The organism is Dyadobacter endophyticus, assembly GCF_014641595.1.
Taxonomy (GTDB): domain Bacteria; phylum Bacteroidota; class Bacteroidia; order Cytophagales; family Spirosomataceae; genus Dyadobacter; species Dyadobacter endophyticus.
The window spans coordinates 222,225-241,559 of the sequence record NZ_BMIA01000001.1 but is presented as its reverse complement, the minus strand read 5'-3'; the positions used below and the strand labels follow the sequence as shown (position 1 = coordinate 241,559).

Annotated in this window: 12 protein-coding genes; 6 read left to right on the top strand and 6 right to left on the bottom strand. The window is 48.0% G+C overall.

Annotated elements, in window-relative coordinates; genetic code table 11:
* Window positions 1-13: 13 nt before the first annotated feature.
* Window positions 14-2,350, bottom strand: coding sequence for a ligand-binding sensor domain-containing protein (locus IEY24_RS01070; RefSeq protein ID WP_188927809.1), 2,337 nt, complete (start codon window positions 2,348-2,350; stop codon window positions 14-16).
* A 304-nt stretch (window positions 2,351-2,654) separates the two neighbouring features.
* Between IEY24_RS01070 and IEY24_RS01065 the strand changes: the two genes are divergently transcribed.
* The 3 genes from IEY24_RS01065 (at window position 2,655) to IEY24_RS01055 (ending at window position 6,177) form a co-directional block, all read left to right on the top strand.
* Window positions 2,655-2,969 carry a hypothetical protein gene (locus tag IEY24_RS01065; RefSeq protein ID WP_188927806.1) on the top strand — a complete coding sequence of 105 codons (315 nt, stop codon included), beginning with the start codon at window positions 2,655-2,657 and terminating at the stop codon, window positions 2,967-2,969.
* Between the two features lie 221 nt (window positions 2,970-3,190).
* Window positions 3,191-3,529, top strand: coding sequence for a PadR family transcriptional regulator (locus tag IEY24_RS01060; RefSeq protein WP_188927804.1), 339 nt, complete (start codon window positions 3,191-3,193; stop codon window positions 3,527-3,529).
* Window positions 3,526-6,177, top strand: a complete 2,652-nt coding sequence (locus tag IEY24_RS01055) for an ABC transporter permease (RefSeq protein ID WP_229221108.1) — start codon at window positions 3,526-3,528, stop codon at window positions 6,175-6,177. The genes IEY24_RS01060 and IEY24_RS01055 overlap by 4 nt, the downstream gene beginning before the upstream one ends.
* A 295-nt stretch (window positions 6,178-6,472) precedes the next feature.
* Here IEY24_RS01055 and IEY24_RS01050 read toward each other — a convergent pair whose 3' ends face one another.
* Complete coding sequence (locus IEY24_RS01050) at window positions 6,473-6,706, bottom strand: helix-turn-helix domain-containing protein (RefSeq protein ID WP_188927801.1); 234 nt, start codon at window positions 6,704-6,706, stop codon at window positions 6,473-6,475.
* 79 nt (window positions 6,707-6,785) lie between these two features.
* Here IEY24_RS01050 and IEY24_RS01045 point away from each other — a divergent pair, with 79 nt between their 5' ends.
* Together IEY24_RS01045 and IEY24_RS01040 are read left to right on the top strand one after the other, a co-directional pair.
* Window positions 6,786-7,220 carry a response regulator gene (locus IEY24_RS01045; protein ID WP_188927800.1) on the top strand — a complete coding sequence of 145 codons (435 nt, stop codon included), beginning with the start codon at window positions 6,786-6,788 and terminating at the stop codon, window positions 7,218-7,220.
* Between the two features lie 99 nt (window positions 7,221-7,319).
* The gene (locus IEY24_RS01040; RefSeq protein WP_188927798.1) at window positions 7,320-7,712 is read left to right on the top strand and encodes a response regulator; all 393 of its coding nucleotides are present in this window, start codon (window positions 7,320-7,322) and stop codon (window positions 7,710-7,712) included.
* 495 nt (window positions 7,713-8,207) lie between these two features.
* Here IEY24_RS01040 and IEY24_RS01035 read toward each other — a convergent pair whose 3' ends face one another.
* The 3 genes from IEY24_RS01035 to IEY24_RS01025 form a co-directional block, all read right to left on the bottom strand.
* On the bottom strand, window positions 8,208-8,387 hold the full coding sequence (locus IEY24_RS01035; RefSeq protein WP_188927796.1) for a DUF2188 domain-containing protein: 180 nt from the start codon (window positions 8,385-8,387) through the stop codon (window positions 8,208-8,210).
* Between the two features lie 27 nt (window positions 8,388-8,414).
* Window positions 8,415-9,191, bottom strand: a complete 777-nt coding sequence (gene xth / locus IEY24_RS01030) for an exodeoxyribonuclease III (RefSeq protein ID WP_188927795.1) — start codon at window positions 9,189-9,191, stop codon at window positions 8,415-8,417.
* Between the two features lie 313 nt (window positions 9,192-9,504).
* The gene (locus IEY24_RS01025) at window positions 9,505-10,056 is read right to left on the bottom strand and encodes a hypothetical protein (RefSeq protein WP_188927794.1); all 552 of its coding nucleotides are present in this window, start codon (window positions 10,054-10,056) and stop codon (window positions 9,505-9,507) included.
* Between the two features lie 118 nt (window positions 10,057-10,174).
* Between IEY24_RS01025 and IEY24_RS01020 the strand changes: the two genes are divergently transcribed.
* Window positions 10,175-11,074, top strand: coding sequence for a LysR substrate-binding domain-containing protein (locus IEY24_RS01020; RefSeq protein ID WP_188927793.1), 900 nt, complete (start codon window positions 10,175-10,177; stop codon window positions 11,072-11,074).
* A 152-nt stretch (window positions 11,075-11,226) separates the two neighbouring features.
* Here the strand turns inward: IEY24_RS01020 and IEY24_RS01015 are convergent, their stop codons facing one another.
* Window positions 11,227-18,477: a DUF8693 domain-containing protein gene (locus tag IEY24_RS01015; RefSeq protein WP_188927792.1), complete on the bottom strand. Its 7,251-nt coding sequence runs from the start codon at window positions 18,475-18,477 to the stop codon at window positions 11,227-11,229.
* Window positions 18,478-19,335: the final 858 nt, after the last annotated feature.

Genomic DNA, 19,335 nt, shown 5'->3' with positions numbered 1-19,335 from the left:
CGAGTTTGAGGCGCTATTTCATAATGACGTAAAACAGCAAAAGAACCAACGTCACAACGAACGCTTTGAACAACCATGTTTCATAATACCGCTGGCTAACAGAGATATCCAGGTGCATGGTGTAATAATTTCTGACACCAAAACCGCCAAGCTTCCGAACAACGAGTTTGTATTTTCCACCACCGGAAAAAGGGACTGAGATACTTCTGTTTTCCTGTAATGGCTGCCATTCGAACAATGGTTCGTCGCCTTTAAAAATCCGGTATGAGATCCTTAGATTATAAGGCTCACCAAAATATGGCGTACTTACTTTTAGGATGATCTGCGGTACCCCAGACTTGACTAATATTTTTCCGCTGTTAATCACAAATGAACTATCATGTATGTCCGGATTGTCGATGAACATCTGTCCGTTTGGAAGCTCTGGCCTCACTCGTTCCGGAATGAACCAGACCAATCCATTGATGGAAGGGAACGATATGAGACCTCCATATGCTTTCAATCCACATGGCTGACACCCGCCATTGAATTCATTTGTGTTAAAACCAGCGATCTTGGAATAATAGTGATAATACAGATCAAAGGGCTTTGTTGCATAGGATAAAAGGTCCGTTCTCCTGCTTTGAAACAGACCTTTATTGGTCGTTATCCAAAAGTAGCCGCTGCTATCTTCAATAATACAATGGGCGCTGGAAAGATATTGTTCTTTATCCAGAGGGAATCGCGTCAGCTTGCCATTTTTTAAAAGAAACACCCCGTTAGAGTAAGTGGTAACCCAGATTTCGTCATGGTTGTCAGGAATGTATAGGCTCCGTATGTACATGTCGAAAAATCCCTTGATCTGAGACAATTTCTTGGAAGGTAAATGGATTTTGTAAAGTCCTTTCCCTGTTCCGATCCACATTATTTCGTTTCCCTGCTGTTGCATCCATGAGATGTTGGACAATTGTCGGCCTGCAAAAAAATGTGGTTGTGCACCGATCTTGTCGGGATCAAGATAATACAGACCAAGCGAGTTAGTGCCGATCCAGATCCCGCCGTTCGGGCTTTGGTAAAGCTGCTTTATCTCGTCGGGTACTTTCCAGCTTGACAGGATCCGTTTACCATCGCCATTGAACCTGAATAAAGTTTCTCTTCGCTTGCTCCATATTGTGCCAGCGCGGTCTCTAATAATAGAGTATTGGTCCCATTGGACATGTTTTTTAATTAATGTCAGAGGTGTAATAGCCCCGAGACTTCTGCTATCCAGTGAGAAAGCCGTCCCTGTAAGGGTTGCAATCTTGTTGTGTTCGATCAATGCCTGACCATAATAAACATTATTTGATTGAGCAGATGGGTCCACTAAGGTCCGAAACGGCTTCTTAGATAGGATATATAGGCCATTGAGCTGGCTCCCGAAAAATAACCTGCCTGTTTCGCTCTGCAGAAATACGGTTTTAATATCCTTGCCGCGAAAATCGAATCCTTCCAGAATCAAAGTGCTAACCAGCGAGCCATCCTTCGAAGGCCGCAGTTCGTATAGGCGCGAGCCGGTAGATATGAAAGTCTGATTGGAACAGTTGTTCCAAAAAATCTGGTATTGTCCTGTCAAATTATAATTTGCATCGGCTAAAAGGGGACCAGTAAGTATTGTTTCTTCCGGTCCGTTATTATCACCCGTTCCAGCAAAACGCGTCGGTTTCAGCTTCTCGTCCAGATAATAAAGATTTTCACCCAGACGGAAAAAGCGAAAAAAACTCCTTCCGGGAAATGGGAGGAGCTGTGCCACCTTGTTATTTACATAGTAGCAAATGTTTTGTTCATCGTACACGAAGTGCCTTCCGGCTGGTAGGGGATATACGGCGGCAATGCCGTGACGATAATGTGTTACGGCGGCCTCGTTGAGATCAGGTAGGGACTCAATCAAATGCAGATCACGAGCTTTTGACACATTTGCAGACCTGCGCAAGGGATACCCTCTTAGGGTAGAGTCGATCGCCGCTTTGCCATCAACGATGCGGACCCAAACTTGGTTGCTGGTCATTGCCAACACACTTCCTTTACGACTTTGCGGGTCAAGGTTGAAGCCGTAAATGCTCCGGGCTGCAAATGAGTTCCCCAGGTTGTCGTAGTTCAAAAAACGGTTTCCATCAAATCGGGCCAACCCCCTTTCAGTAGCAAGCCAAATGTACCCGCGTGAGTCGCTAATGATCGATCGAACGCTATTTTGAGGCAATCCGTTCTCGTCTGTGAAATGCTTAACCTCATAGCCGGGCAAGGACGTTTGTTCGATCTGCTGACCCAGCGCGAAATTTAGGCTAAAGAAAATGCAAAAAAATAATTGTGCTAACGGGATGGGTATTGTGCGCATTTGTATTGCTAATATCAACGGTAGACCTATTGATGTCGCCTGGAACCCTAAGGTCACATTCGATGACGTTTTGATGAAGGCACTCCTCACGAAAAACAGTGGCCGTCCGAAAACTGCTGCATGATAGAAAAAGTTCTACAATATTGATAGCGAAACAGCTCGATATAACAACTGTGAGTTGAATTTAGGTGGCCCAAAGAACGTCGCTGATACTTTAAAGTCCGAGGCGAAATTTGCAGTTGTTGGGCTAAGTGTTTACCGGGAGCTTGTTGGTCAGCGGGATAAGCCTTAACCGGATTTTTATTTGAATCGAACTTGTTGGATTTCCAACAAATCACACGCAAAAGAAAAACCCGGCTGTCATTGGACCATCGACTTCGCAGACAAAAAGTTTCCGCATTGCATCATCCGACGCGGCCGCAGCCTCACGGTTTGCGAGATACGCGGCTATGATCCAGAAACTTTATGCTTTCGCGTCTGCGGCTTGAACCCCGACAAGGCCCGGTTTCCGGACTTCGATATCTACCTGGATGAGATATCAGAAATGCGTTATTTGAAAACTGTCAGACGGGAAATCTGGCTCTGCGAGGCAGCCTCACTCGGACCTCATTCTACTTGATTCGTTAAGGACATCGGATTGAAGCACAAAATTCAATGAACTACACCGTTTTGCTAACCTCATTATTTTTTACCAACACAACAGAGTCGGACATCGACTGTCCGAAAATGAACATCCCCGTCAGTCATTATGACTTTTAACATGTTGAATACGAGTTCTTTACTCTTATTTATGCTATTTGGCAAGCTATTTTATCAGCAAATATGAAACTAATTGACAACATGAACAGAGCCTATCTGGGAGAGTTCGAAGAAATTGTGTTGCTTTCTACTGCGGCGCTCGACGGCCGTGCATACGGTGTGCTGCTCATGCACGAGATTGCGGAAAATACTGGACGCCCAGTAAGGCTGAACCAGATCCATTCGGCCTTACAGCGTTTGGAGGAAAAAGGGATGATCAGGTCCAATATGAGCGAGCCCACTCCCGAACGTGGCGGGCGGCGCAAGCGATTATATATACTCACGGCCTACGGTGAGCACACGCTTACGCAAGTGCGCGAAGTCCGTGAAAATCTTTGGTCCCGTATTGTAAAACCATTTACATTGGCTATCGACTTATGAAATCAAAACTGCCCCCGCAGCCTCCCATCTGGGCCGACAAGCTACTGAGCCTGGTTTGCGCTCCACATTTGCTGGAATCGATCCTGGGCGACCTGCATGAAGAGTTTGATTACCAGGTTGGAGAATCCGGCGAGCGAAAAGCGCGGATGCGCTATTGGCGCGAGGCTTTGGGTTTTCTAAAATGGAGGTATATCAAAAGACCAAAAAAACGCTATCCATCCACTTTTATACTCAGCCATGATATGATCCGCAACTACTTCACTATGGCCCGACGAACCCTTGCCTACAACAAGGTCTATTCGTTGATCAACGTGGTTGGCCTGAGCATCGGTCTTGCCGCCGCCATGCTGATTTTGCTTTACGCCAAAGACGAGGTCAGTTTTGACCAGTTTCATGCCAACAGTCCAAACATCTACCGCATCACCAACAAATACATCAATCCAGCAGGGAAGCAGGTAGGCGCAACGGGGAACACGGGCTATGTGGCAGGTCCGAAATTTGCTGCGGGCGTACCGGAAATCAAGGCATTCGTGCGTTACCATGGACACCGTAACGATATTAAAAAAGGTGAGGAAATCAAGAGTGAGGAAATTTTTCGAGTGGACTCTTCATTCTTTTCGGTATTCTCCTTTCCCTTGCTGAGCGGGAATCCGAAAACGGCATTGAAAGAGCCTCGTTCGGTGGTATTATCCGAGGATATGGCTGAGAAGCACTTCGGCAGCAAAGACGTGCTCGGAAGGACGATTTTGATGAAGGATAGCTTTGATAAAGATGCACGCTTTGAACCATATACCGTCACGGGCGTTGCAAAAAAATCCCCCCAAAATTCTTCGATTAGATTCGATATCCTCATTCCGATGATCATCGGTCAGAGTGAAATATACCGCGCTACCAACTGGTTCAATACTTTCATGAACACTTTCGTCCTGCTCAATCCCGAAGCGAATCTGGCTCAGGTTGAGCGGAAGATGAACCTGGTTTACAATGCAGACGCGAAAGAAGCTATTAAGGAAGTGGCTCAAAAATATGGAATGAAGGATAAGAAGGAATACAGCCTTCAACCCTTTACGGATATGCACCTGAGCGCCGAGTTACCCTCCGACAACGGGTTGGTGAGGCACAGCAATCCACAATGGTCATATATTCTGACCGGTATTGCCCTTTTTATACTCGCAATTGCCTGCATCAATTTCGTAAACCTGACCGTCGCCCGTTCGTTGAGACGTGCGAAGGAAATCGGTATCCGCAAAGTGGTCGGTAGCGGGCGTATGCAACTGGTCATCCAGTTTTTGGGCGAATCTTTTCTGCTTTGTATAGTTTCATTCATTTTTGCGCTTGTGCTGGTACAGTTGGTGTTACCTACCTTTAACCATCTTGCCGATAAGGCCCTTGCCCTCTCATACCTTTTTGACATCAACCTGGTGCTAGGCTATCTCGCTCTTTTCCTGACCACGGGCTTACTGGCCGGGTTCTATCCGGCCATTGTGTTGTCTGGTTATGATCCTGTCAAAACCCTTTACCAACGTTTGCAGCTTTCTGGGAAAAACTATCTGCACACTAGCTTGGTGGTACTTCAGTTTACCATTGCATCCTTCTTGATCATCGGCACGCTCACGATCAACTCCCAGTTCAATTATCTGATCAACAAGGATTTGGGCTATAACGATGAGCATTTGATCAGCGTCGAAAAACCCAACCTAACCAGGGAGCAAGCCCAACTGCTCCGGCAGGAACTTCAAAAAGACCCCAGTATCATCGCGGTAGCACCCAAAAACAACGGCCGCTGGAATACGTCAGTGAAAGTAAACAGAGGCGCGGATCTAGCTTTTACCTACGAAACTGTCGATCCCGAGTACCTGCCGGCCATTCAGGTACCGGTTGTGAGAGGCCGTAATTTCTCGACTGTTTTTCCGGCCGACTCTACCAGCTCAGTACTTGTGAATGAGGCGTTTGTCAGGCAAGCCGGTTGGAAAGACCCGATCGGGCAAATTGTGGATTTCTCATATGAAAACTTCAAGTGTAAGGTTATCGGCGTTGTGAAAGACTACCACTACACCGATTTAAATGAGAAAATTGGTCCTCAGCTCTTCGCAATGAGACCAAGCAATCCATATGGAAGGTTTTTTGTCAAGATCAAACCCGGAACTGAGACTTCCAGCCTCCGGCATATCGCCGAAACCTACACCCGGTTGTTTCCGCTCAATCCGTATACCTATCAATTCATGGACGATGAGAACGTGAAAAGATACGAATCCGAGGCTAAATGGAGGCAAATCATGCTCTTCGGTACGGTTCTTACGATTTTTATTTCCTGCATCGGCCTTTTCGGGCTGGCAACGCTTTCCGCCCAGCGACGCAGTAAGGAGGTAGGTATCCGTAAGGTCATGGGAGCGTCCGTCGCCAGTATTACCCGGTTACTGACTTCCGATTTTCTGAAACTTGTTTCGAGTTCCTTAGTTTTCGCTTTCCCGCTGGCCTATTATGCCATCGATAAATGGTTACAAAACTATCCGTACAGGATCGGCATCGACGTGTTCATATTCCTGGAAGCCGCACTGTTAGCTGTTGCCGTAGCTTTCCTGACGGTAAGTTTCCAATCCGTACGGACAGCCCTGACAAATCCTGTAAAAAGTTTGCGAAGCGAATAAAATAGATTATTCTGTGATAATCGTAGCGAAAAGCATTAGTTGGCTAATACCTGCCAAGTTGCACTGTAAGTGTGCCTTCTCTGGTTAAAAACGATTTAATAATCAGCACATTTTGCGGGAAATCAGGTCAGTCTGAGTCATAATATGATACGAAGATCAGCACCCGTTTCTTTTCGTCTTGCTGGCTTTGGTAATCTCGTTTATGTGTGGCGGGAAATATAGTCTGGACGCGAGGCTGCTCAGAAATAAATGATATCGCATTAAACACCTCCCGGGAACTCTACTTCCCGGAGACTCATTCGCGGACCTTCCGGAAACTCAACGGAGACACCCCGCTCCATTGTTTGAATGCCTTTCCAAAAGTGGCCGGGTCAGCATAACCAAGTCTGTAAGAAATTTCCGAAACAGTGTACTCTCCATGCCTTAGCAATGCGGAAGCAAACTCGTATTTCACGGCATCGCTTAGTTCCCGTAACGAAGTATTTTCTTTTTGTAATTTCCGCTGCAACGTGCGGGTCGTGATATTCAAAAATTGCGCTACAGAACGGGCCGTTGTTCACAACGCATAACTTTAAATCCGATATTTGCAGTAGTCAAACTTCTTCTACATGTCACTGATAGGTCCTATTGTTATTATCGATGATGATGTCGACGACCGGGATATGATCGGGGCGATGCTTGACGAGCTTGCAATCATTAACCCGTGCCGCTATTTTGAAAATGGGCAAGCCGCATTGGATTATCTGTTGAATACAGCTGAAAGCCCGCTGCTGATTTTGTGTGATATCAACATGCCGGTCATGAATGGGCTCGAACTGCGCGATCAAATCGATGCTGACCCCTACTTGAAAAAGAAGTCAATTCCGTTCATTTTCCTGACCACTTCCGATAGTCCCATACTAGTGCGTCGTGCTTACAGTGGTAATATCCAGGGATATTTCAAAAAGTTTCACAGCTTCCAGGAAGGCAGAGATCGCCTTCGGTTGATCATAAACTACTGGAAATACTGCCTGCACCCCAATAATTGTAAACAAACGGACTGATCTTCACATCCCCTCGTTTACCCCGTTCCGCCGAAGGCATGAATTGACCGGCGGCATAGATTTTTAAGTGAGCGTCAAACTTAAATTTTCAGCGCCGCTATGGGAAATAAAGGACTTCTTGTAATGATTGATGACGACACCGATGACCACGAAATACTCAAAATGGCTGTCGAAGATCTGGATAGGCCCATGCAGTGCCTATTTTTCCCGGATTGCGAATCCGCGATCGCCCATTTTAGTAAAAATGCCGTTGTCGCGCCCGGCTACGTTTTAATTGACCTGAAACTTCCCCGGATCGATGGCGATCAGTGCTTGGAGGAACTACAACAGCTTCGCAGGTTCGACAGTCCCCAGATCGTGATTTACTCATCCTCCATTCCCGATGAATGGCGAGAGCGGCTTTCTAAAATCGGCGTTGACCATTTTTTGCAAAAGACAGATTCGCTGCCCAATTTGGTGGATAGCATCCAGGATATTATCAACGTTAATTAGCTTGTGGACGAGATTTGGCGAAACAGAACTTATCAATATGTACCTCATGCAGATTTCCGTTCCAACCCGTGACAATGAAGGCAATCCATTCGATCAATGGCGCTTCAGTGACCTGGGAGACGAGCTCAGACCGGATTCATAAGTTTATGTTATGTTAAATAGAAGTGACTGATCAGACCTCTATTTTTTTGGTTTGTGCGCAATAAATAACACCCTGCGACGCAGATAGCCCTCAAATCCCCCAATCAGTCCCCCTTCTTATGCTTGTGCGGTTTCAAGGAAGGTGTGTTGCCAGCAGATTCTTTATTATCTCGTTGGCGCTTGTCTGGTTTACCTGTCGAATCTGCGATTCTTTTCGGTCCCGGCTTTATTCCCATGACTCTCTATATTATGGTTACACGTTAAACAGTCACAATATTTAAAAAACATCGTACCAAACGTGATCCGGTAAGTCGTCCCGATGCCTTAGGATTGAATACATGCGCGAGTTGTAGCTTACTGCTCGCTTTTCTTGTGCTTGAAAAACTCCCTCGCATTTTTCAGCCCGGTTGCGATGGCAACACCCTCTTCTGCTCCGTCCAGCAGAAGGGCATTTGCAATTTCGACCGCTTTCTCGCGGATCTTCTTTGGTTGGTTTTTATAGGATGGCGGATAGTCCCCGTTATACCAAGGCATAACATTCAAGTTTAAGTTGAAACCATTTCATTGGTCGGTTAGCTCGATCCAGGCCGGCGCATGGTCACTTGCCCTCTCCCAGCCCCTTACGTGCCGGTCAACGCCTGCGCCGACGAGCCGCGGCGCAATTTGTGGACTCAGCAATAGGTGATCCAACCTAAGGCCGGCGTCGCGGCCGTAGGCATTGCGCAGGTAATCCCAAAAAGTGTAAATCCTTTCATCAGGGAAAAGGTGACGGATTGCGTCCGTCCATCCCTGGCCGACCAGCTCTTTGTACGCTTTACGGGCCTGTGGGAAATATAAAGCGTTATCCTCCCAACGCTCGGGCTTGTAAACGTCCATATCCGTTGGGATTACGTTGTAGTCGCCTGCCAGCACGACAGGTACTTGTTCTGAAAGCAAATACTTCGCATGCTTCTTTAACCTTTTTAGCCAGGCCAGTTTATAGTCAAACTTCGGCCCCGGTGCAGGGTTGCCGTTGGGAAGATAAAGGCAGCAAATCAGCATCCGGTCTACGATCGCTTCGATGTACCGGCTATGGTCATCAGCCAGATCACCAGGCAATGAGTTTCGGACTTCTTGTATCTCTATCCCCCTGGTCAGGATCGCCACCCCATTCCACATTTTTTGCCCGTGCCAGACCGCGTTATAGCCCAATTTCGAAAGCTCGCGCTGTGGAAACTTGTCTGTCGGCGCTTTCAATTCTTGAAGGCAGACAACATCAGGTTGCTGCTCGTCAAGCCAGCGAACTAGCACCGGCAGCCTGCCATTGATACCATTAATATTGAACGTGGCAATCCTCATTTACAGCATAGCATTTAAGGGAGCTTGTCTCCAAAATCATGCCTCCCTTTTTAGATGGCGCCTGAGTTGAGATTCAGGTGATCCCCCAGCACGGATTTACCAAAGATAGCGTGACCGGAAACTCTACTTTCTGCCGTTTGAATACCTGGGAGGGCGTCATTGGATCTTTAAAGTGTAATCTTCTCATGTTAAAAATCATCAGACAATTTTATATAACCCCAAAAACCTCGGAAGGCGTTTCCATTCAAAGCGTAGGGACGATAGGTCAATTAGTCTTAACAAGCAAATGCTTTGCGGAATTCAGGGTGGTTGATCAGATTCCGTACCTACGGGTTAATGCCTTCTTCTCTATGCTTTTGGCAAAAAGCGGTGTTTCTTCCTGGTTGTGCAGGTCGGATGCAGCTTGCCTTGCCGCCGCTGCCTCTGCCAATGTAATGCCATGAGTCGCAATAAAGTCAAGGAATTCTTGTGTTGCAGTTGCGTGGATCTCGTTGGTATACTCGCAGGTGTTGTCGTCAATCCTGGTGGCCCTCAACTCCCAAAGCACCTGCACTTTACTACGACCATTCCTTCCGATCACATCTGATTGGGATAGCATGCGGCAATAGTCGGCGCGGTGCTCTGTGGCGACATAGTGCTGGATAACGAGCGCGTCTCCAATCATTTCCACGTTAATGGACATCGGTTGTCCTTGGTAGGTAGTCGTTACCCCAGCAGCAATATGGTTGACCGAGCATTTCTGGTACTCTGCGTCAGGCAGGTTCAGCAGCCAATCGGCGATGTTGACTTTTTCAATTGGAGCGTTGATGATTGCTTTGGCTACAACATGAGATAAGGCGTTAGCTGCGGTTTGTTGGATTTCCATGATCTGTTTGTTTTTTGATTTTTGATGAATCAAAGGTCGCATGGATCTTTTAATCGTCTAAACTCATTTTTTCAATATAGTTCATCGTTAAAACCGATTAACTGTTTAACTTGTCTTCATGGAACTACGACAGTTGAAATACTTCATCAAGGCAGCCGAGCTGCAGAATTTCACCAATGCAGCCGAGGCGCTGTTCATCACGCAAAGCACTCTATCGCAGCAAATCAAGCAATTGGAAGAAGAGCTCGGGCTGCCGCTATTCGATAGGGTCGCCAAGCGTGTGCGGCTCACCGAAGCAGGAAATTCCTTCCTGCCTTATGCCAGGAAGACGGTGCAGGATTCGGAGGATGGCAGGGTGATGCTGCGTGATATGATGGATTTGAGAACGGGCGTCTTAAATATCGGCGCAACTTACGGCCTGACCAACCTGCTGACAAAAGCCGTATCCGACCTGAGCCGGCAATATCCCAAAGTAAAGCTGATCGTCAGTTTTGGTACGACACAGCAACTGCTCCACCAATTGCATACAGGAAAACTGGATTTAATGCTTTCCTTTTACGGCCAGCATAACAATGATCACGTGACAATCGAGCCACTATTTTCATCGAGGCTGTCCCTGATTGTCCATTCCAGACATCCCGTCGATGCAAATCATTCTGTCAGCCTGAAAGAAGTGGTTTCCCTTCCGCTCATCTTGCCCTCGGGCGGTTACAGTATCCGCCATCAACTGGACACGATCCTTCAAAGTGAAGGCCTACATCCGGATGTAAGCATGGAAGTCAATGATATTCACATGCTGTTGCAACTTGTAAAAACCAGCCGCTGGGTGACAGTACTGATGAGCTCCACGGTCGAACATGACCCTGAGCTGAAATCCATCGCCATCAGCGGGGACGGTATGGCCCGGGAGGCAACCATCGCTTGGCCGAAAGATGCCTACCGGAAGAAATCAGCATTGATACTGGCAGATTCTTTACGAAAACACGCATCTGACTACGAAAGCATCTCACGAACTTAAAGTTGAAGGCCTCGGACTACCTCGATCACTCTTCAACCCGTATTTTTCTATGATCACATCAGCAGGAGTTTAAGACCAGATTAACTTGTCCCATTAGATTGCTCTTAATCCCTTTATATGCCAGTGCACCGAATATCGCACTCAGATGAACATCATTGCCAAAGTAGCAGCTTTCTCGTGACAATTCCGTTGTTGGTATGAATGCGCACCAGCAATACACCGGCAGCGACTTGAGACAGGTCAAAACTTTTCTGTTTCGAAACAGCCACTACCCTTCCCGACAGATCAAATACTGTTACTTGTTTTATAACCTCTTCTGTTTTGATGTGACCCTGGCGGGCAATGTCTGCCCAGACAGTAATCTCCGCACCGGAGGTCAGCCACTTGACGGCCCTGATTCGAGAGTGCTCTGTTTTGCCGTCAAAATCTGTCTGTCTTAAACGGTAGTAGTTCATGCCCGGCATTGGATTGATATCCTCGAAGCGGTAGGCTTTTGAAGTATTAGCTGTCCCATTTCCTTTGACAAAACCGATCTCGTGCCAATTGGCAGCATTTGTACTGCGTTCTATATAAAATCCTGCATTGTCCGTTTCGGAAGCGGTACGCCATTGCAATTCAACAACAGACCCCGCCGCGCTCGCATTGAACTCTGCCAGATTAACAGGCAAAGTCGAGTCATACACCAGCTTGATTGTTCCAGATCCATACTCCATGCGCCAGCGCGTGGCACCGGTTACGGTACTAAACTTGCCAACAATGGCTGTTGCATTCAGTATAATCACTTCGTCGCCGTCCATTGGCGCGTAGTTGACAGTCACTTTCAATGCACCACCCAACGTCGCCATCCCTAGCACCTCTATCTGATCGTAGTTCACGCCGGCTGTACCGGGACCATTGATCTCGATGTCCATGATACTGCTACTAAAATCCTTGCTTTCGTTAAAGGTCAATTTGCCGGGCGAATAGCCTGGCGACAGCTTGCCACCCGCATTCGTGAACCCGGCCGCTGCGATCTGTCCGGAAGCTTTAAAAATACCTTTTTCATTATTACTGAAATTACCCGGTCCCTGCCGTGTTAGCAGCGTGGCCATTGCTTCAACCCCACCAATTGTGACGGTACCTGCATTGGCAAAGGTGTTATCTTCTACTAAAATCCCCTCAGCCGCGCGGTCGATCGTGATGCTTGCTCCCTCATTGTTTGCAAAAGCGGCCTGGTTTCGGATGCCGAACGTGCCGACACTAGTTTTGGAGCCGATTGAGATGCGTGCCGCATTGCTAAAAGCACCGTTGAAATTACGAAGCCCGGCGGCAGTACTGCGGTCAATGTGAATGTTGCCTTCCCCCGCATTCATAAATGTAGCCTCGTTGAATATGCCATGAACACCTATTTGCTCAGAGCCACCGATGGTGATGACCGCATTGTTGCTGAATGTGCCCGCAGATTCATACAAGCCGGTGTCGGTAGAACGATCGATCCGAATGTTGCCGCCAGCACTGTTATTGAATGCGGCCCGGTTTACCAGACCGTAACGGCCTACATTTGCCACGCCACCGATTGTAATTTCGGCTGCGTTAGTGAAGGTCCCGGCGGGTGTTGACAAAGCGATATCGGTCGTATTGTCGATCCGGATATGCCCGCCCGTGTTATTGTTAAATACGGAATGCGTCTCAACGCCGACTTCCCCTGCGGCGGCAATCGACCCGATTGTGATCTCACCTGCATTCGTAAAGCTGGCCAAGTTTTGCAGCGCGCTCCGGATGGAGCGGTCTATCTGGATTTTACCTCCATTCAGATTATTGAAAGTAGCTTTGTTAAGAATTCCATTTGAGCCCAACGCGTTGTTTGCACCAAGCACGAAAGAACCGGAGTTGGAAACCGTTCCAGCCAAAATCGCAATGCCGTTGACAGTACTTTGGTCGACGCCGATTAGTGCGCCTGTATTATTTTCAATATTGCCAAGGTTATCTATTCCGGCTTTACCAACAGACGATGTCAAACCAATGAACAAATCGGCATTGTTGACCAGCTTTCCCCTGTTTTCAAATCCCGCTTCCCTAGATCCGTCGATCCGAATCTGACCACGGACGCCGCCTGTGCCTAAGTTATTGTTAATGATGCCGTTGTTGTTATACAAACCATAATTCCCTTGTAGCTCCACCGAACCGATCACGATGCTGCCCGCATTGTTCAGCGTTCCTGAAACTTCTACCCCCAAAGTCTGGTTATGATCGGCTTTAAGAAGGCCACCAGCATTGTTGTTGAATGTCCCGTTTTTATCGATGAGCAGACTGGTCTTTCCTCCCGCAGCGTTTGTCCCGATTATAATATCTCCAAAATTTTCAAAGACGCCCTGGTTCTGATAGATCCCAAGTCCTTGGTATGGATCGCTTCTGTCAATATGGATCGTTCCCGTGGCGGCATTGGTGAAAGGTGCTTCTGTCGTGATGCCGTACCGGCCGACAGTTCCCAGTGCGCCGATCACGATCTGCGCCTCATTATTGAAGTCCCCTTCAAGATGATGGATTGCTGTCGCCAATGTGAGGTCGACCCTAAGCTCTGCCGCGCCTGTATTATTGAATGTGCCATTGTTTTGAAAACCGGTCCTTCCTGCACCCGCTGTTGCTCCGATGATGATTTTTCCTCGATTTTGAAGAGTACCCGAGGCGTTATGCAGCCCGATATTAGACACCCGGTAAATTTGAATGTCTCCGTTAGCGCTATTGGTAAAGTTACCCCAGGTCACCAGGCCATTCAGTCCGGTAGTTGCGGAACCACCAACGGTAATGCGTGCGCTATTAATAAACTTGCCTGACGCGTGGTAAAGGCCGTTTTCGCTCGTCTGATCGATGTTGATATTACCCGCACCGATATTGTTGAAGTCGGCCAGGTTTTCGACACCCTTTGCCCCGGTAGTGGCATTTTGGCCTATGGTTATTGTCCCTTCATTGTGAAAGGTTGCGTAAACAGACTTGGGACTATCCGCATTGTTCATCAATGCCCTCAGCGTCGATCGATCAATTTTAATGACACCGTCGCTGCTGTTTGTGAATGTAGCGTCGTTCCATACTCCGTGGTTACCTATGTTTTCAGCAGCCCCGATGGTAATCGCGGCGCCATTGGTGAAACTTCCGGCAGCATTATAAATACCGGTATCCTCCGAGCGGTCAATTTGAATGCTTCCTCCGGATTTATTGATCACATTACCCTGATTAACAACCGCATAAGCCCCTACCCCACTCGAAGAACCAATGGCGACGGTACCGCTATTGTTCAAGGCTCCCAGATTATTGAGTCCAGCCGTAAAATTGAATGGCGCCGCACCCGATTGCAGCGATGCGTAGGATGCGAAGCCATTAATCGTTAGCGTTGCTCCGGCATTAACAGTAAGCGAGGCCCCCCCCTGCACAAATATCGACTTCGCTACGCCAGTGATTTGCGCCCGGATGATGGGATCATTAGCGACGTCAGGGATAGTCACATCGTCGGATGTGGTCGGAACTGTCCCATCCTGCCAATTTCCTTCCAGGTTCCAGTCATCCGAAATAGCACCAGTCCAGGTATCCATGGCTGTTGTAAATTCCGTAAGCACGACAGGATTATTTGCATAAGTGCTCTCGCAAGCCGGAAGTGCGGTAATCCTTGCTTTGAGACGATAACTGCCAACCGGCAGATTACCGAATGTCGCATTTCCAGACCAGTTGCTGCCATTATCCACGCTATATTCAACGGGTTCCGCAGCCGTGATGTTGATCACGATCGTTCCCGTGGCCACAGGATACGCGGGTTGCGTTACAGTGGGAGCAGCGAAAACGGGTGGGATGCAGCATTTTGTCACAGTCAACTGCCAGGGAACAGTTCTCACGCAGCTGTTAGAGGGGTCTTCAATTTTGACGAATAACCCATGAATGCCTTCCCCCAAGGCGGCGTCAGCTGTAAACGCATTGGCGCCTGCATTATAGGCGCCCGCACTCACCAAACCGGACGCATCCTTGAAAACACCCGAGATCGTAAATGTTGTAGGCCCGTTGAAGTTAAAGGCGGGACTTAATGTTTCACACGACGCTACCGTGCCCGGCACGACGATGATTTCATTGTTGGTTACAGCCGGGATCGCATTTCCCTGAGGGTACACGATGATCCCATCGCTAGTGAATGTGCCCGTATTTATATGTGCAGAGGCCGTTGTGACCGTCATCAGCCCATTGTTATCAAATGCAGAAGTGTTTTTTAGTGGTTTTGATATCGAAAGTTCTGCGCACGAAGTATTTGCAAATGTTCCAGCATTCGATATGGCATAAGTCGCGGTGCCAGCCGCATCCAGCAATGTAAGCTGCCCGTTGTTTTGAATACTGCCGGCATTGTAAAGTGCCGTTTCTGAATCCCCGGTCAGTTTCGATCTCATCACCGTAAGACTACCGAGGGCTTCGATTACCAGCGTTGCGCCACTTTGGACCTCCAAGGCCTTAATCCTCGCATCATAACCCGCAGGGATCACCGGTTGGTTAGCAGTAGCCGGGATTACGATGTCATTAATTTCCGCGGGAATCGATGCAGGAGACCAGTTACAGCGGTCCTGCCAGTCGGTCCCCGCAGCGCCGGTCCAAACCATCTGACCGTTAGCTGTCTTCGGGAGGCAGCCCTCAGCTCCGTCGCCAGCTACCCCGAAAGTGTAGGGATTTTTATAGGAATCGTTGCTTGCGACAGTTACAATTGCCTCTTTGTGCCCTGCCGAACTCGGATCAAAAGTGATTTGAAAAGTAGTATTTCCGCCCGGCGGCACAGTCGTGGCCGGCAGGACGGTGACCGTAAAATCGCCGGATCCTGTCAGACTTACTGCGGGAGTTCCTGTCAGGTTCAGCACAGCGGGCCCCACATTCTCAATGGTATAGGTACGCACTGACGTTCCTTCACTGGGGTATAACAGGCCGAACGCGGTGTCGTCTACCGGATCGGCAATATGATCTCCGTTTTTAATAATAACACCTTTGCCTTTTATGCTGATGGCCGGAGCAGCCGCCGGAAGTCGGAACGGTACGATGTAACTGCACGACCCCGAATTGAGCGTTACTTTGGCATATAGCGCCAGGACTGTGTTGTTAACTACGTCCGGCACGAAAGTGTTCGGTGCGGTGAAAATTCCCGCGGACTGCGTGGCTTCCTTATCCTTGAAAATGCCGTCGACGGTCCCGGAAAATGGGCTGCCGTACCGAAAGATCGGAAGTGCCTCATTTTGAACGAAAACCGAATTATTGAAAACATTTACCTCGTAGCTGTTGTCTCCGACATTCAATACCCCATTATTGGTAACCATCCCCCCGTTGACAAGCGAATTAGTGATCAGTAGCAGCCCATTGTTTTCGACCCGATTTGGATACACGATCAGAAAATTGCCACGAGGCAACCGAAGCGTTGCGCAGGCCTTATTGGTGATCAGTCCTTGATTGTAAATGGCATTGGCGCCAACAGCCGCATTTTCTCCGATAATAATATTTCCAGCATTATTAAAAGTGTAGGCGTTGTAAAGGCCAGCTTCTGCTGTCCGGTCAATCCTGATCTCTGCTCCGGCATTGTTGTCGAAATCGAAGCGGTTATCAATGCCGTAGGTTCCTGCGGAAGCTTCCCCGCCAATCGTGATCGTTCCGTTATTGGTAAATAAGGTACCAGCGGCTGATTCATTCGTGATTGCACTGCTGGAAGATCGGTCTATGCTAATCGATCCTGTGTTTGAATTGAAGAAATCGGCCCTGTTCCAAATTCCAACACTGCCGATGTTTGATTTTTTTCCTAAAATAAGGCTTCCCGAATTCGAAAAGGCTCCTGACGCATTATAGAGCGCGGTTTGCGAGATATAATCGATTTGGATAGCTCCCCCGTTGTTATAAAATAGTCCCAGGTTAAAAAGGCCGTAAGACCCTGCGGTTTCCGTCGTTCCAACGATCACATTACCGCTGTTTTTGAAAACGCCTGCATTATAAAACGCAGCGGTCAGATTAAAGGGACTCGCATATGGTGCTGAACCGCTGATTGTAAGGCTGCCGCCTGCTTCAATATTCAACAAGGCAGCTTCCTGAACATGAACCGCATAAGCCACTGCTTGCGTAGTAGTGGAAATGACCGGGGCATTACTGAAAGTCCCTGGAATAATCGCCAGGTAATCCGCCGTCGGCGTACCATTGGACCAGTTGCCAGGCTCGTTCCAGGCCCCGTTTATGGCGCCAGTCCAGGTCGTTTGGTTTGCCGTTGCGGGCGGCGATACAACGTAGGTAAATGGCACAAGATATTCGCAACTACCGGCTGCAATGGCCACTTTGGCATAAAGTGTATTCGCACCGACCGGTAAAGATGCATCGGGAACAAAATTATTCGGAGCAGAGAATACACCTGCCGACACCGCGCCGTCGCTGTCCTTGTAGATGCCTTCAACACTTTCTGACGCTCCTACACCGTAACTAAAAATTGGTGTCGGCGCGTTTTTGACAATAACATAGTTGTTGGACACCGATCCGCTCAAATCACTGTATTTGAGAACACCAGCATTCGTAAAAGTGCCATTATTCGTCAATCTGTTGCTGATCTGAATCAATCCGGCATTGGTCACGCTTTTACCGCTTTCATTGACAAAGCCTCCTCTCAGCACAAGCAGTTTCCCGCAGGCATCCACATTCAGGGTAGCCCGGTTCTCAACCCCATTAGAACCTACGTTAGCCATGGCACCAATGGTAATTATCCCGCCCGTATTGAAGCTGTTGCTATTGGTTACAAGGCCTCTCAACGAGGAACGGTCAATCTGAATGTCGCCATCTGCATTGTTGACAAACGCCCCGTCATTCCAGATACCGTGGTACCCAACAGTTTGGCTGCTGCCTATAATGATATCTCCACTATTGGTAAAGCTTCCGGAAACGACATATAAGCCAGTGTCGGTTGTTCGGTCAATACGGATCACACCGGTTGAAGTGTTTGTAAAAACGCCCTGACTGGCGATACCGTAAGCACCTGCTCCCGTTGCCGATCCGATGGTCAGCGTGCCGTTATTGGTGACGTTTCCAAGGTTGTTAAGTGTGGCCGTGGCATTGAACGGAGTAGTATATACCGAAGAACCGTCAATCGTCAGATTTCCCGCCGCTTGTATCGTCAATGAGCCTCCCGATTCCACGAGTACAGAATTCGCCAGCGCCATCCCGGAAATGACGGGATCATTGGTCACGTCCGGGATAGTTGCTTTCACGTTGGCGTCCGGCACACCCGCCGACCAGTTGGCCGGCTTACTCCAATCCGAATCCTCACTGCCATTCCAGGTTGTTTGCGCCAAAGCGCCTTCCACGGATAATAGCATCAGGGGCGCAAGCAACAGTCTCATTACTGCTTTTGGCAATTTATAAGCAAGTACAGTTTGTTTCATTTCGTTGAATTTTAAACAGGACGAAACCAGACCCGTCTCCGGACCTGGCATTTGTTTCCGCCTTTCCAGGCTGGATTTGATCATTTCAAACGTTGAGTATATATGCTTTGGAGTCATTCTGTGGCATACTGTGCCACATCCTCGACACGGAACTTATTCAGTTCGACAATGTGTTCCTGAGGCCGCATTAGCGGGGGAATGAATTGAAGAACTTGTTCTTTGCTGTCAAACCACATTTTGTGCACACCATCCTTACATCCCCAATGTCCTGTGAAATGAGGTGCGAACCTAAGCTCAGAAACCATTGATGACGTGCAAGCAATCCGAAACTTTCTCGGAATGACGAATTTCAACCAGGTAGGTAGGCATGATTAAAGGTTTAATGGTTTATAATTAACTATTTTCAAACAGGTCTGAATCGAACACGCCGGTGCCGTCAAAGCAGTATGTACCGCTTTTTGCAGGTTTCGCATGCATAGTCTTTTGGTCTGACGATGCCAAGAGAAATGATCCTGGCAAGCTTGCTAATGGCAGATTCTTTCTCAGAAACAAGCAGGTTTCCTCCGCATACAGTACAGCGAATACCCAGAATGGTTCTTTTTACAATAATTTTATCCAGATCGATCAGTGCCATAGCTTTCCCAAAGGTGGCTTTGGGTAGCTATAAAGTCAAAAAAAAGGGACGAACGTGCCTGTTCCGGGACGAAATGCAGAAAGCTTGTGAAGACAGCTGATTCGATTGAAAGGAACCGTTGAGGTATCATTATTTACTCCTTCAAGGATGAAAATTCCTATATCTATGAGTGACAAGACGGGCCGGTCAAATTTGAATTGTTCAGTGATGAGCTAAATCCGAAA

Coding starts and splice junctions, on each gene's coding strand:
- IEY24_RS01025 (WP_188927794.1), bottom strand. CDS start 10,056: ATGGAAATCCAACAAACCGCAGCTAACGCCTTATCTCATGTTGTAGCC.
- IEY24_RS01015 (WP_188927792.1), bottom strand. CDS start 18,477: ATGAAACAAACTGTACTTGCTTATAAATTGCCAAAAGCAGTAATGAGA.
- IEY24_RS01070 (WP_188927809.1), bottom strand. CDS start 2,350: ATGCGCACAATACCCATCCCGTTAGCACAATTATTTTTTTGCATTTTC.
- xth (WP_188927795.1), bottom strand. CDS start 9,191: ATGAGGATTGCCACGTTCAATATTAATGGTATCAATGGCAGGCTGCCG.
- IEY24_RS01055 (WP_229221108.1), top strand. CDS start 3,526: ATGAAATCAAAACTGCCCCCGCAGCCTCCCATCTGGGCCGACAAGCTA.
- IEY24_RS01045 (WP_188927800.1), top strand. CDS start 6,786: ATGTCACTGATAGGTCCTATTGTTATTATCGATGATGATGTCGACGAC.
- IEY24_RS01020 (WP_188927793.1), top strand. CDS start 10,175: ATGGAACTACGACAGTTGAAATACTTCATCAAGGCAGCCGAGCTGCAG.
- IEY24_RS01060 (WP_188927804.1), top strand. CDS start 3,191: ATGAACAGAGCCTATCTGGGAGAGTTCGAAGAAATTGTGTTGCTTTCT.
- IEY24_RS01035 (WP_188927796.1), bottom strand. CDS start 8,387: ATGCCTTGGTATAACGGGGACTATCCGCCATCCTATAAAAACCAACCA.
- IEY24_RS01040 (WP_188927798.1), top strand. CDS start 7,320: ATGGGAAATAAAGGACTTCTTGTAATGATTGATGACGACACCGATGAC.